The sequence below is a fragment of the Catenulispora sp. GAS73 genome, assembly GCF_041262085.1.
GTDB lineage: Bacteria > Actinomycetota > Actinomycetes > Streptomycetales > Catenulisporaceae > Catenulispora.
In genome coordinates, this window is sequence record NZ_JBGCCM010000011.1 from 22,207 (window position 1) to 35,574 (window position 13,368).

Here is a 13,368-nt window from a genome sequence, read left to right on the forward strand (position 1 = left end):
CCGTGCAGGTCCAGCAGGCGTTGCTGGTCGGCGGGGTTCGCGTTCAGGGCAGTGCCTCTCTCTTGACTTGTTCTTCACGTTCTCCACGTTCCGCCGGCGGCGGGTTCTACCCCGCCGCCAGGTGCGCGGTCCACGGATCGGTGACCAGCGTGGAAACGTACGTGTCCACGTTAGTACCGGCAGCCCCGAGCGTGGAACGCAACGTCTGCGCCGCATGCCGGAGCCACGGCCACTCGCTGGCCCAGTGCGCCACGTCCACCAGCGCCGGCCCCCCGGCCTCCAGCGCCTCGGACGCCGGGTGGTGCCGCAGGTCGGCGGTGACGTAGACGTCGGCCCCGGAGCTACGGACGGCGCCGAAAAGCGTGTCCCCCGCTCCCCCGCACACCGCGACCCGGCGCACAGGACGGTCCGGATCCCCCGCCACTCGCACGCCCCCGGAGGTCGCCGGCAGCGCCGCCGCGACCCGCGCGGCGAAGGCGCTCAACGGCTCGGCGGCGGCCAGCTCGCCGACCCGGCCGATGCCGAGCTCGGGGTTCGCCGCGCGCGGCTCCAGCGGCCGCAGGTCGTGCAGGTCCAGGGCCTGGGCCAGGGCGTCGGAGACGCCGGGGTCGGCGGAGTCGGCGTTGGTGTGCGCGGTGAACAGCGCGGTGCCGCCACGGATCAGCCGGTGCACCAGGCGGCCCTTGAACGTGGTCGCCGGGACGCCGTGGACCCCGCGCAGGAACAGCGGGTGGTGGGTGACCAGCAGGTCGGCCCCGCGCTCCAGCGCCTCGTCGATCACCGCGGCCACCGGGTCGACGGCGAAGCCGACGGTGCGGACCGGCTCGTCCGGGTCGCCGCAGACCAGCCCGACCGCGTCCCACGACTCGGCCCACGCCGGGTCGTAGACGCCCTCCAGGATCGCCACGACGTCCCGGAGGGTCGGGGCGGCGGTGCTCACATCGATGACGGCGGCGGGCTCTGGCATGCCCAGTAGGTTACCGGGCGGCGCGGCGCGGTCCTTGATCCCAACCCGCCCGTTCGACCGCGATCCGAACCCGCCCGTTTGACCGCCCCGGCTAGCGGCGGCGCTCCTCAGGCCGCAGATTCATGTCAAGTGGCGACCACACAAGGGACCACACAAGGGAGGAACCAGGATGCGCGCGGTCGGTGTGAAGGACTACGGGGCCACTCCCGAGCTGCTCGACGTGCCCAAGCCCGCCGCCGGGCCCGGACAGGTGCTGGTGCGCGTGGAGGCCGCGGGCGTCAACCCGGTGGACGCGATGCTCGCCTCCGGCGCGTACGGCAAGCCGCCGCTGCCGCTGGTGATGGGCGTCGACTTCGCCGGCCGGGTGGAGGCGGTCGGCGCGGGCGTCACCCGCTACACCGCCGGCGACCCGGTCTTCGGCCGCGCGGCCGGCACCTACGCCGAATACGTGGTCGTCGACGAGACCGGCCCGATCGGCCCGGCCCCGGACGCCGTGGAGCTCAAGACCGCCGCCGCCCTGCCGACCGCCGGCCTGACCGCGCTGGGCATCCTGGACGCCGCCGAGGTCCGCGGCGGCGAGAGCCTGCTGCTGATCGGCGCGGCCGGCGGCGTCGGCACCTTCCTGACCCAGCTGGCCTCGGCGCGCGACGCCCGCGTGCTGGCGGTGACCCGCGGCGACGAGAGCGTGCGCCTGGGCCTGTTCGGCGCGGCGGTGACCATCGACGCCTCGGCCGAGAACGCCGCGGACCGCGTCTGCCGCGACGAGTACCCCGACGGCGTGGACGTGCTGGTGGACCTGGTCTCCGCCGACGGCGAGGCGTTCGAGGCGAACAAGAAGCTGGTCCACGACGGCGGCGTGGCGGTCAGCACCCGCGGCGCGACGCGCGAGCGCGGCAGCGTGCAGTCCGGCGTGGAGGAGATCTCCTTCCGCGTGCAGCCCTCGGCCGAGCTGCTGGCCGCGCTGGCCAAGGAGGTCGACGGCGGGACGCTGCGGGTGTTCGTGGAGGCGGAGGTGCCGCTGGAGCAGGCGCCGCAGGCCGTGGCGCGGATCCAGAACGGCGGGGCGCGGGGGAAGACGATCGTCAAGCCTTGAGGAGCCGGTCCGGGTAGTCATCGGTACAGACAGCAGGCGCGGCACCGGCTGAGCCGTAGGGTTCCCCGCCCCATCGGCCGCCGCTGCCGCGCCGCCTGATTCCTTACTGACTACCGCCTACGGCGGCTTGCGTCCTACTGCGGCTTGCCGCACTCAGGGCAGAACTTCGCCCCCAGCACCACCTGCGACCCGCACCCGCCGCACGTCCCCGGATCCGCGTTCTGCTTCGCACCGCAGTCCGGGCAGAACTTCGCGCCGTGCGTCTCGTGCCCGCAGGACAGGCACACCAGCTGCTTCTGCGTGGAGACGTCCACCTCGGCGGCCAGCCCGGCGCCGAACTCGCGGGCCTTCATCGTCGCGGCGTCGACCATGCCGTGACTGCGCGCGGACTCGACCTCGGCGGCCAGGTCCGGGGCGCAGTTCGTGCACAGTCCCCGCTCCGGGCTCCAGCAGCGCGCGCAGACGTAGGACGTGCAGCGCCCGCAGCGGTTGAAGTGCTTCTCGGCGGCGGCGATCGCCTCCTTGAACGAGGCGTCGCGCGCCTTGTGCCAGCCGCTCTGCACCAGGCCGTCGACCCCCTCGGCGACGTCCCAGCCGATCGTCGAGGCGGCGCCGTGCGCCATGTTCGACGCCCGGCGGATCCAGCCGGCGGCGCGCGCCGCCCGGTACGGCTCGAAGCCGCTGCGCCAGGTGTCGCTGCACCGCTGGCAGTAGAACTCGAACTCGAATCCGGCGTCGTTGCCGTACTGGTTGGAGTAGTCGCGGTGGTTGTTGCTGAACCAAAAAGTGTTCTCGTCGGCCATTGCCCGAACCCCCTATTGATAAGGCCTAGGGGCACAGGATAAAGCTCAACGCCGACGGAGCGACAACACGTCTGCCGCACTGAAGTTCTCGCCGGGTTTCTTGGCCTCGAAGTAGGGGCTGAGCACGGTTTCGAGCTCTCCGACGGTGAACGTCTCCTGCGTGGAGTCCCAGCGTTCCTCGACCACCGGACGCTGCATCAGCACCACCATGCCGCCGTGCACGACGAACACCTGGCCGTTGACCTTGTCGGCGGCCGGGGAGGCGAGGTAGGCGACCAGCGGGGCGACGTGCTCGACGGCCAGCGGGTCCATGCCCTCGGCCGGGGCTTCGAAGCCTGCGAAGACGTCCTCGGTCATCTTGGTGCGGGCCCGCGGGCAGATCGCGTTGGCCCGGACGCCGTAGCGCGCGCAGCCGTTGGCGGTGGCGGTGGTCAGGCCGACGATCGCGGCTTTGGCCGCGGCGTAGTTGGCCTGGCCGGCGGCGCCGGCGAGGAAGGCCTCGGAGGAGGTGTTGACGATACGTCCGTAGACCGGTGCGCCGGCGGCCTTCGACTTCTCGCGCCAGTGCGCCGTGGCGTGGCGGGTCAGGGCGAAGTGGCCCTTGGCGTGCACGCGCAGGACGTCGTCCCATTCCTGCTCGGACATCGAGAACACCATGCGGTCGCGCAGGATCCCGGCGTTGTTGACCAGGATGTCCAGGGTGCCGAACTGCTCGATCGCGAGCCGGGTCAGGGATTCGGCGTAGTCGAAGTCCGAGACGTCGCCGGCGGAGGCGACGGCCTGGCCGCCGGCCTTGACGATGTCGGCGGCGGTCTGCTCGGCGATGGCCGGATCGTGGTCGTTCACCACGACCGCGGCGCCCTGCCGGGCCAGCTCCAGCGCTTCGGCACGGCCGAGTCCGCGGCCCGCGCCGGTGACGATCGCGGCGCGGTCCGTGAGGGATGTCGTCATGTCAGACCTCGATGATCGTCCGGATCGCCGCGCCGGTGCGCAGCAGTTCCAGGGCTTGGTTGATGTCGTCGAGCTTGAGCCGGGCGCTGATCATGCCCTCCAGGTCCAGCCGGCCGGCGCGCCACAGCGCGATCAGTCGGCCGTACTCCCGGCGCGGATCTGCGCCGCCGTAGTAGGAGCCGAGGATCTTCTTGTTGTCGAAGAAGAGTTGGAACATATTGAAGTCGACGTTGTCGTCGTTCTTGCCGGCGCCGACGACGGTGACGGTGCCGCCGCGGCGGGTCAGGGCGTAGGCCTGCTTCACAAGCTCGGAGCGGCCGACCACCTCGAAGACGTAGTCGAAGCCGGCCCGGCCGGTCACCTCGGCCTTGGCGGCGTCGGCGTCCTCGGGCTTGACGGCCCTGGTGGCGCCGAAGCGGAGTGCGACCTCGTGCTTGGCCTCGACCGGGTCGATGGCGACGATCTCAGCCGCCCCGGCGATGCGCGCGCCCTGGATCACGCTGATTCCGACGCCGCCAGCGCCGATCACCGCGACCGAGGAGCCGGGCTGGACCTCGGCGGTGTTGATCACCGCTCCCACGCCGGTGGTGACACCGCAGCCGATCAGCGCCGCGATCTCATACGGCACGTCGTCCGGGATCTTCACCGCACACTGCCACGGCACCACCATCTCCTCGGCGAAGGTGCCGTTGCCGGCGAAGCCGTAGACGTCGGCGCCGTCCACCTTGAAGTGCGGAGTCATGGTCATGCCGAAGAAGATGTTCACGCACAGGTTGCCCTGGCCGCCGCGGCAGAAGGAGCAGTCGCCGCACGGCGGGTTCCAGCACACGATGACGTGGTCGCCGACGGCCACCTTGTCCACGCCGGCGCCGACCGCGACCACCTCCCCGGCGCCCTCGTGGCCGGGCACGAAGGGCGCGGGCTGCGGCAGCACTCCGGTCATCGCCGACAGGTCCGAGTGGCACACGCCGGTGGCGTGGATCCGGATCCGCACCTCGCCGGGGCCGGGGTCGGCGAGGGTGACGTCGTCGCGGACGTCGAGGGTCTGGCTGCCGATCTCGAACAGGACTGCTGCGCGCATGAGGGGTTCCTGTCTTTGCTTTGTCTGTATAGCTTTTTCGGCCTGTGTCTACCTCCGGGAGGAGGACGGGAGCAGGAACTAGGCCTTGTAGGTCAGCACGGTATTGGCCAGCACCACGGCGTCCTCGCGCTCGGCGGAGGTGGACACGACGTCCACGCGGCCCGCGCCGTCGTCCCACATCTTCACGCGCATGGTCTCGCCGGGGAAGAAGATCCCGGCGAAGCGCGTGGAGTACTCCGTCACGCGTGTCACGTCGCCGCCCAGGACCGTGTCGACGACGGCCTTGCAGGTGATGCCGTAGGAGCACAGGCCGTGCAGAATCGGGCGGTCGAAGCCGGCCATCGCGGCGAACTCCGGGTCGGCGTGCAGCGGATTCCAGTCGCCGGACAGGCGGTAGATGAGCGCCAGCTGCTCCAGGGTCTTGATCTCGACGACGTGGTCCGGCTCGCGCTCGGGCGTGGTGTCCACGGTCGAGGGGCCGCGCTCGCCGCCGAAGCCGCCCTCGCCGCGGACGAAGATCTGCGAGTGGTTGGTCCAGATGGGGCCGTCAGCGTCGGCGATCACGCTCTCGGTGCGGATCACGGCCGCCTTGCCCTTGTCCCAGACGTCGGTGACGCGCGCGGTCGCGGTGGCCTGCCCGGAGGCCGGGATGGCGCGGTGCACGGTGATCGACTGGCCGCCGTGCAGCACGTTGACCAGCTGGATGTCGATGCCCGGGTTGGCGAACAGCGAGAAGCCGAGCGCCCCGCCGGCCACCACCGCGAAGGTCGGCAGGACCTTGAGGCCCTTCTCGTAGACGTAGGCCAGCTCCGCCGCGTCGGTCGCCGGCACCCCCGCACCCAGGCCCAGGTGGTAGAGCTGGACGTCCTTCGGGGTCCAGGCCAGCTCGATGCTGGTTGCCGGGGCGGCCAGGGCCTTCTCGGGGTCGATGGGCATGCGCCAGTCCCTTCGGTCTTCGGTCGAGCCGGTTCGGGCTGATCGAGTACTGTCCCGGGCAAACTAGAACACGTTACTGTCGGATGCAATGGCCGGGTCCACGGACGGATGGGGAGAGACTCCGCATGACCGAAGCTGTTTCCAAGGGCGATATCAGGCGCGCCTGGCTGGACGAGGACGAGGCGAACCTGTCGGCGGCCCGGGTGGCGAAGCACCGGCTGGTGGAGCAGGTGCGGCGGTTGGTGGACGCGGCTTTCCAGCTCGACAGCGGCGATGCCGGCTACCACTCCGAAGTCGCGGGCGACACCGACCGCGCGGCGCGGTTCATGGCCCTGGCGGCCGAAGCCGAGGCCCTCGCCGACCGCATCGGCGCCCTGCCCCGGATCCCGCGCACCGACATCGCCGTCGAGGGCGTGAACGCCAGCCAGGCCCGCCGCCACGACACCCTTCTGGTCGAACGCTCGACCATCAACGGCCGTGGCAACCCGCTGGCGCCGCCGATGCGCATGTGGGCCGACGGCGAGGTGATCCGCGGCGAGGCGTACTTCACGGCGCCGTACGAGGGGCCGGCGGGGCGCGTGCACGGGGCGTGGGTGGCGGCGTGCTTCGACGAGATCTTGGGCTGCGCGCAGGGGGCGTCGGGGGCGTTCGGATATACGGGGACGTTGACGATCACGCTGCGGCGCGCCACGCCCCTGTACACGAAGATCACCTACGAGGCCGGATTCTCGCACCGCGAGGGGCGCAAGATCCACGGCTGGGGCCGCTGCTACGCCGACGGACGGCTGACGGCCGAGGCCACGGGCGTGTTCGTCATACCGGCGAACGGCAGGATGGGGCACGGGACTACCGAGTAAAGGCCTTGCCAGCAACCTCAGCCTGCGTAAAAGTACGTAATTTGATACTTCTGTTTGAGTAAAATCCGACAGCAATGGAGCCCGGCCCCGGTAGCGTGCCGCCCATGCTTCACGATCTCCTGGATGCACCGACGACCCGGTGGCGGACGGACTGGTCCACCGACGGCGAGTCGCCCACCGGGCACTGGGACTGGGTCGTGGCCATGGCGACGGCCGAGGTGGACGGGCGGCTCGTCGCGCTCAGCGGGGGTTCGGACCAGGCGGTGCGGGCGTGGGACGCCGGCACCGGCGAATCGCTCGGGGAGCCGGTCACGGGGCACTGGGGCACGGCGCTGACCACGACCGTGCTGGACGGGCGCGCGCTGGCGCTGACCAGCGGCACCGACATGACGGTGCGGGTGTGGGACCTGGCCGCGGGCAAGCCGTCCGGGGAGCCGCTGCGCGGCTTCGAGGACAAGGTCGAGGCGATCGCCACCACGACCGTCGACGGCCGGCCCGTAGCCATCACCTGCACCGGCAGCGCCCTGGGCCTGGCCGAGCCGACGGTGCAGGTCTGGGACCTGACAACCCGCCGCCCGATCGGCAGCCCGCTGGCCGGGCACACCGAGGCGGCGTGCGCGGTGGCTACGACGGTCCTGGACGGCCGCCCGATCGCGGTGACCGCCGGCAACGACGCGACGCTGCGGGTCTGGGACCTGACGACGCACCGCCAACTCGGCACCCCGCTGGCCGGCCACACGGACGCGATCTGGGCCGTGGCGACCACGGTCTTGGACGGCCGCGCCGTCGCGGTGACCAGCAGCGACGACTCGACGCTGCGCGTGTGGGACCTGGCCGCCGGCACCGCGCTCGGCGCCCCGCTCACCGGCCACACCGCCGGCGTGGAGACGGTGACGACCACGCTGCTGGACGGCCGCCCGGTCGCGGTCTCGGGGAGCTGGGACCAGACGGTACGCGTGTGGGACTTGGGCACCGGCCGGCAGGTGGGGGCAGAGCTGATGTTCCCGGCGCAGGTGCAGGCGCTGACGGCGACGCCGGACGGGCGGCTGCTGGTGGGGTACGACCGGGGTGTGGCGGCGCTTTCGGCGGGGTGAGGCGGTCGGTTCGCTTGTGGGCGGGCCACGTTAGTCTCAAGGAGTGAACAACGCAGCCGCGCAGCCGGTCACCGCGCACGACGTCACCCTGTCCGTCGCCCTAGCCGCCGACGCCCTGCTGACCGCGGTCGACCGGGACTGGCACGTCCCGGCCGGCACCCTGGGCTGGGACTGCTGGGAGACCGTCGAGCACATGGCCGACGACCTGTTCGCCTACGCCGCGCAGCTCGGGCCCCGCAAGCCGCCGCAGGACCGGCACGTGCCGTTCGCTTGGCAGCGCACCCACGAAGCCGGCCCGGCGGTCACCACCTTCGCCGACCCCGAAGCCGGGAACGCCGGCCTCATCGAGATGTTCGAGGCCTGCGGCGCGTTCCTGTCCGCGCTGGTGGCGACGTCACCGCCGGAGACCCGGGCCCACCACGTGATGGGCCTGGCCGACCCCGAGGGCTTCGCCGCGATGGGCATCGTCGAGGTCGTGGTGCACATGCACGACGTCGCCGCCGGACTCGGCATCGCCTGGACCCCGCCGGAGGACCTGTGCGACAGGGTCCTGCACCGCCTCTTCCCCGAGGCGCCGACCGACACCGCACGCTGGCCCACGCTGTTGTGGGCCACGGGACGCGGCGACATCCCCGGACACGCGCGGATCACCGGCCGCTGGCGGTGGTACGCCGCGCCGCGCGAGTCCTGACCGCGACAGCCGTACGAACAGCCGCCGCACGGCCGAGCCGCCAGCCGCCAGAAGTTCAGCCCCCCGCAGCCTCAACCCGCGCTGCCGGCGCAGCCAGCCGCCTCGCATCAGGCTCCGCGGCCGCATCCGGAACCCACGCTCGCACCGCAGCCGAGCCCGCCGTCTGCGCCACAGCCCGAGCAGCCGCACCGGCCGCTCCTGCCGCAGGCCCGGGACGCGCTGGCGGCGGTGGCCCGGGCCCGCGCCGCGGTGGCCGAGCGCTGGCTACAGCGCTCCCCGCCACAGCCAGCCCCGCAGCCCCGCAGCGCCGCATCCGGGCCCAGCCCTAGCACCGCGGCCGAGCCCATCGCCGCCAGCCTCACCCCGTCGTAGGCGCCGGCAAAGGCCCCGGCCGCCGCACATCAGGCTCCAGATAAATCAGCCGCGCCTCCGGCACCGCGTCCCGGATCCGCAGCTCGGCCGCGTCGATCGCCTTCGCGACCTCGGCCGCCGTGTCGTCGTGCTGCACCGCGATCTTCATCGCGACCAGCAGCTCCTCCGGCCCCAGGTACATCGTGCGCAGGTGGATCACGTCGGTCACGGTGTCGCCGTCGACCGCCGCGGCGCGGATCGCGGCCACGTCGTGACGTCCGGCGCCCTCACCGACCAGCAGGCTCTTCATCTCCACCGCCAGCACCACCGCGATGCACACCAGCAGCACGCCGATCGCCAGCGTGCCGACGCCGTCCCAGCGGCCGTTGCCGGTGGCCACCGACATGCCGACGCCGAACAGCGCGAAGCACAGCCCGAGCAGGGCACCGGAGTCCTCCAGCAGCACCACCGGCAGCTCCGGGGTGGTGGCGCGGCGGATGAAGCCGACCCAGCTGGCGCCCTCGCGCAGGTGGTTGGACTCGCGCACGGCCGTGCGGAAGGACATGCCCTCCATCACGATCGCGAACAGCAGCACCCCGACCGCCCAGTACCAGCTCTCCACCTTCTCCGGGTGCGTGATCTTGTGCCAGCCCTCGTACAGGGCGAACAGTCCGCCGACGCTGAACAGCACCACCGAGACGATGAACGCGTACACGAACCGTTCGCGGCCGTACCCGAACGGATGCTCGGTGTCGGCCTTCTTGCGCGCCTGCTTGCCGCCGATCAGCAGCAGCACCTGGTTGCCGGAGTCGGCGACCGAGTGCACGCCCTCGGCGAGCATCGACGCCGAACCGGTGAAGGCGTAGGCCACGAACTTCGACACGGCGATCCCCATGTTGGCGCCCAACGCCGCCACAACCGCCTTGGTACTGCCTTCTGCGCTCATGCGCGCGACTCACCTACTCCTTCGCGAATCCCCGGGCCCGAAAGGAAGCAGAGTAACAACGATCTACCTCCCGCGGGGCGGGGTACGGCCGTGCTCGGCGAACTCCCGGGCCAGGTCGGCACGGTCGGCATCGGTCATCCGGCGGTACCGGCCGGCCTCCCGCAGATACACCGGATCCGGCGTACACCAGGCCTCTTCCACCAATCCGCGGACCACGATCTTGTTCGTGGCCGTCCTCGGCATCGAGGCCACGAGGCGCACATACCGCGGCCACCACAATTTCGGCAGCTCCGAATGGGAACCCAGGTAGGCCTCGAACTCGGCCGGATCGAACGCCTCGAAACTTCCGACTTCCCCGACCCCCGCGACCCCGCCGCTAGGCTCCAACGCGACCATCACCTGATCCCCCGCCGCGACGTCCGGCACCCCGTACGCCGCCGCCGCGACCGCCCCCTCCCACTCCTCCACGGCCCGCGCGATCGGCCCGGACGCGAAGTTCTCCCCGCCGACCCGGATCCAGTCCCCGGACCGGCCGGCGAAGAAGAAGTTCCCCTCAGCGTCCCGATACGCCAGGTCACCGGACCAGAAGTGGCCGTCGCGCAGCTTGGCCTCGTCGGCCTCGCGGTGCTTGTAGTAGCCCTCGAACGCCCCGGCCCCGGCGAAGTTCACCATCTCCCCGACCTCACCGACCGGACACTCGGCGCCGGTCTCGGCATCGACGATCCGCACGTCCCCGATCGGCACGCCGAGCGCCAACGGCGGCGTGGACGGCAGCCGGTAGAACGAGATCCCGCCCTCCGTCGAGCCGAAGGCGTCGGTCACCAGGCAGCCGAAGCGCTTGGCGAACCGCTGCACGTCGGCCGGCGCCGCCTCGTTGCCGAACACCTGACGCAGGGTGTTGTCGCCGTCGTCGGGCTTCTCAGGAGTGGCCAGGATGTACGCGAGCGGCTTGCCGACGTAGTTCGCATACGTGGCGCCGAAGCTCCGCACGTCTGGCAAGAAGCCCGAAGCGGAGAAGCGACGGCGCAAAGCCAGCGTCGCGCCGGTGGCCACCGCCGGGACCCACGCGGCGATGACGGCGTTGCTGTGGAACAGCGGCATCGCGCAGTACAGGACGTCGTCCTTGGTGAGCCCGCGCTGCGCGGCCAGGCTGGAGCCCTGGGACGCGAGCTTGCCCTGCGAGCAGACCACGGCCTTCGGGGCGGAGGTCGTGCCGGAGGTCATGATGAGCATGAAGGGGAGATCGGAGACGCTCGCCGTGTCTTCATCCCGGTTCTTATCCCGGTCCTCGTACTGGAGGTAGGACCAAGCGCTGAAACCCTTGTGCAGCAACGAAGACCAGTCTTCCGCCGAGTCGACGTCCACCACCGGAACACCGCAGTCGCGCACCAGGTCCGCAAACCGGGACTCGGTGATGATCAACGCGCAGTCCGTGTGCCGCGCGTCCCGCACCACCTCGGCCGCGCCGCGCGTCGGATTCAGCCCGACCAGCGTGAACCCGCCGAGCGCCGCCGCGCCGAGGAGGTAGGAGAACTCCGGCACGTTCTCCATCAGCACCCCGACATGCCCCAGCCCCTGCCCCTGCGCCTCCCCCGCCCCCGTCCCTGCCCGTGCCTGCACCCCGGCCCCCGCCGCCGGCAGCCGCTCGGCCAGCCACGCGGCGCGCGCCGCACTGCGCCGCACATGCTCGTCCCAGGACACGCCTCGCACCCCGCCGTCCGGTCCGGTCCAGGTCAGCGCGGTGGCGTGGTCACCGGCGCGGGCGGTGAAGAGCTCGGCCACGGAGGTGTTCCAGCGTCCGGTCATGCCGCGCAGGGTAGGGACTGGCGCATGAGACTTCCAGGGTCATCGCGGCAGCCCGAATCACCGACACACCGGCGTCGCCCGAATCACGCGATCACACCCGCGTGGCCACCCGCACCAAATCAGCCACCGCACGCTGCCGGCTCTGCGCCGGCCACGCGATCACCGTGGTCACCGGCGCGGCGTCCACCACCGGCACCGTGACCAGATCCCGCCGCAGATCGACTGCGGCCGACTCGGGCACCACCACCGTGGCCCGGCCGAGCGCGATCAGCTGGAAGATCTGCCCCAGATTGTGCACCTCGGGCCCGGGCCCGTCCGGATAGCTGCCGTCCGGCCTGGACCAGCGCGCCATCGGCAGATCCGGCAGCCCGGCGACTTCCGCGCTCCGGACCTGCGCACGCCCGGCCAGCGGATGCGACGTCGGCAGGACCGCCACCTGCCGCTCGGTGAACAGCACCTCGGTGTCGAGCCCGTCGGCCGGGTCGAAGGGCAGATGCAGCAATGCCACATCGGCCTGGCCGCTGAGCAGCAGCCGCTGATGCTGGTGCGCCTCGCACAGCAACAGCTCCACCTCGGCGGCGTCGGGCTCCGCGCGGTAAGCGTCGAGCACCTTCGCCAGCAAATCCCCGGCCGTCCCGGTCTTGACCGCGAGCACGACCCGAGGACTCTTCTGGGCCGCCTCCTGTGTCCGCCGCTCCGCAGCGGCCACCGCGCTGAGAATCGAGCGCGCCTCGGCCAACAGCACGCCCCCGGCCTCGGTCAGCGCGACCTTGCGGCTGGTCCGCTCCAGCAGCGTGACGTCCAGCCGCCGTTCGAGCTGCGCGATGGAGCGGGACAGCGCCGGCTGCGCGATGTCCAGCCGCTCGGCGGCCTTCCCGAAGTGCAGTTCCTCGGCGACGGCGACGAAGTACTGCAACTCGCGAATCTCCATGCGTCCACGGTAACGCGGTGGAGCCTGCACCGATGCCGCGCGGTCATGGCTGCGGTGCCGAGTCGGTGTTGGTCCGCGTGGCGGTTCGGACAAGACTTCCAGTCATGAGCGAGAAGACGATCGCGCTGGTCACCGGCGCGAACAAAGGCATCGGATACGAGATCGCGGCAGGCCTGGGCGCGTTGGGCTGGAGCGTCGGCATCGGAGCCCGGGACGAGCAGCGCCGCGACGAGGCGGTCGCGAAGCTGCGCGCGGCGGGAGCCGACGCGTTCGGCGTGCCGCTGGACGTGACCGACGACGAGAGCGTGGCCGCCGCGGCGCGGCTGATCGAAGAACGCGCGGGACGCCTGGACGTGCTGGTCAACAACGCCGGCATCGCCGAGGGCTGGCCGGACGTCCCGACGGCTCTGGATCCGCAGGTACTGCTGCGGATGGTCGACACCAACGTCGTCGGCGTCGTCCGGGTCACCAACGCGATGCTGCCGCTCCTGCGCCGCTCCGCGCACCCGCGCATCGTCAACCAGTCCAGCCACGTCGCGTCGCTGACGTTCCAGACCACGCCGGAGCTGAACCGTGGCGGCATCAGCGGCGGCTACACCCCGACGAAGACGTATCTGAACGCTGTCACGATCCAGTACGCCAAGGAGCTGGAGGGCACCGGCATCCTGATCAACCTCGCATGCCCCGGCTACGTGGCCACGGACCTGAACGGCTTCCAGGGCACACTCACCCCGGCGCAGGGCGCGGCAGCCTCGATCCAGCTGGCGACGCTCCCGGACGACGGCCCCAGCGGCGGTTTGTTCGACGCCGACGGAGTGGTGCCCTGGTAGCCGGGCCGGGCCATGCCGTGCTACTGCTAGT

At 71.6% G+C, this 13,368-nt stretch carries 13 protein-coding genes; 5 read left to right on the forward strand and 8 right to left on the reverse strand.

Translation table 11 applies throughout. The features are described 5' to 3' along the window. Positions 1 to 106: 106 nt before the first annotated feature. Positions 107 to 967, reverse strand: coding sequence for a Nif3-like dinuclear metal center hexameric protein (locus ABH935_RS17945; protein WP_370379037.1), 861 nt, complete (start codon positions 965 to 967; stop codon positions 107 to 109). A 169-nt stretch (positions 968 to 1,136) separates the two neighbouring features. Between ABH935_RS17945 and ABH935_RS17950 the strand changes: the two genes are divergently transcribed. Beyond that, positions 1,137 to 2,060: an NADP-dependent oxidoreductase gene (locus tag ABH935_RS17950; RefSeq protein ID WP_370379038.1), complete on the forward strand. Its 924-nt coding sequence runs from the start codon at positions 1,137 to 1,139 to the stop codon at positions 2,058 to 2,060. Between the two features lie 134 nt (positions 2,061 to 2,194). Here the strand turns inward: ABH935_RS17950 and ABH935_RS17955 are convergent, their stop codons facing one another. The 4 genes from ABH935_RS17955 to ABH935_RS17970 all read right to left on the reverse strand — a co-directional run bounded on the left by ABH935_RS17955 (position 2,195) and on the right by ABH935_RS17970 (position 5,831). Further along, complete coding sequence (locus tag ABH935_RS17955; protein WP_370379039.1) at positions 2,195 to 2,863, reverse strand: zinc ribbon domain-containing protein; 669 nt, start codon at positions 2,861 to 2,863, stop codon at positions 2,195 to 2,197. A 45-nt stretch (positions 2,864 to 2,908) separates the two neighbouring features. Continuing rightward, on the reverse strand, positions 2,909 to 3,814 hold the full coding sequence (locus ABH935_RS17960; protein WP_370379040.1) for a 3-oxoacyl-ACP reductase: 906 nt from the start codon (positions 3,812 to 3,814) through the stop codon (positions 2,909 to 2,911). A gap of 1 nt (position 3,815) precedes the next feature. Next, the gene (locus tag ABH935_RS17965) at positions 3,816 to 4,895 is read right to left on the reverse strand and encodes a Zn-dependent alcohol dehydrogenase (protein ID WP_370379041.1); all 1,080 of its coding nucleotides are present in this window, start codon (positions 4,893 to 4,895) and stop codon (positions 3,816 to 3,818) included. Positions 4,896 to 4,973: 78 nt separating this feature from the next. Further along, entirely contained in the window at positions 4,974 to 5,831 is an 858-nt protein-coding gene (locus ABH935_RS17970) for a MaoC/PaaZ C-terminal domain-containing protein (RefSeq protein ID WP_370379042.1), read from the reverse strand. Positions 5,832 to 5,956: 125 nt separating this feature from the next. On the opposite strand from ABH935_RS17970, the gene ABH935_RS17975 reads away from it, so the two are divergent. From ABH935_RS17975 to ABH935_RS17985, 3 genes are all read left to right on the forward strand, one after another. Then, positions 5,957 to 6,688, forward strand: a complete 732-nt coding sequence (locus tag ABH935_RS17975; RefSeq protein ID WP_370379043.1) for a hypothetical protein — start codon at positions 5,957 to 5,959, stop codon at positions 6,686 to 6,688. Positions 6,689 to 6,792: 104 nt separating this feature from the next. Continuing rightward, positions 6,793 to 7,782, forward strand: coding sequence for a WD40 repeat domain-containing protein (locus ABH935_RS17980; RefSeq protein ID WP_370379044.1), 990 nt, complete (start codon positions 6,793 to 6,795; stop codon positions 7,780 to 7,782). Positions 7,783 to 7,825: 43 nt separating this feature from the next. Continuing rightward, positions 7,826 to 8,473, forward strand: coding sequence for a hypothetical protein (locus tag ABH935_RS17985; RefSeq protein ID WP_370379045.1), 648 nt, complete (start codon positions 7,826 to 7,828; stop codon positions 8,471 to 8,473). 358 nt (positions 8,474 to 8,831) lie between these two features. On the opposite strand, the gene ABH935_RS17990 is transcribed toward ABH935_RS17985, so the two are convergent. From ABH935_RS17990 to ABH935_RS18000, 3 genes are all read right to left on the reverse strand, one after another. Continuing rightward, entirely contained in the window at positions 8,832 to 9,770 is a 939-nt protein-coding gene (locus ABH935_RS17990) for a cation diffusion facilitator family transporter (RefSeq protein WP_370379046.1), read from the reverse strand. Positions 9,771 to 9,833: 63 nt separating this feature from the next. Then, positions 9,834 to 11,576, reverse strand: a complete 1,743-nt coding sequence (locus ABH935_RS17995) for an AMP-binding protein (protein WP_370379047.1) — start codon at positions 11,574 to 11,576, stop codon at positions 9,834 to 9,836. A gap of 91 nt (positions 11,577 to 11,667) precedes the next feature. Then, positions 11,668 to 12,507 (reverse strand): LysR family transcriptional regulator, encoded by an 840-nt coding sequence (locus ABH935_RS18000; protein ID WP_370379048.1) that lies wholly within the window; start codon positions 12,505 to 12,507, stop codon positions 11,668 to 11,670. 104 nt (positions 12,508 to 12,611) lie between these two features. Between ABH935_RS18000 and ABH935_RS18005 the strand changes: the two genes are divergently transcribed. Next, a complete protein-coding gene (locus ABH935_RS18005) occupies positions 12,612 to 13,337 on the forward strand; it encodes an SDR family oxidoreductase (RefSeq protein WP_370379049.1) in 726 nt (241 codons plus the stop codon). The last annotated feature ends 31 nt before the right edge of the window (positions 13,338 to 13,368 follow it).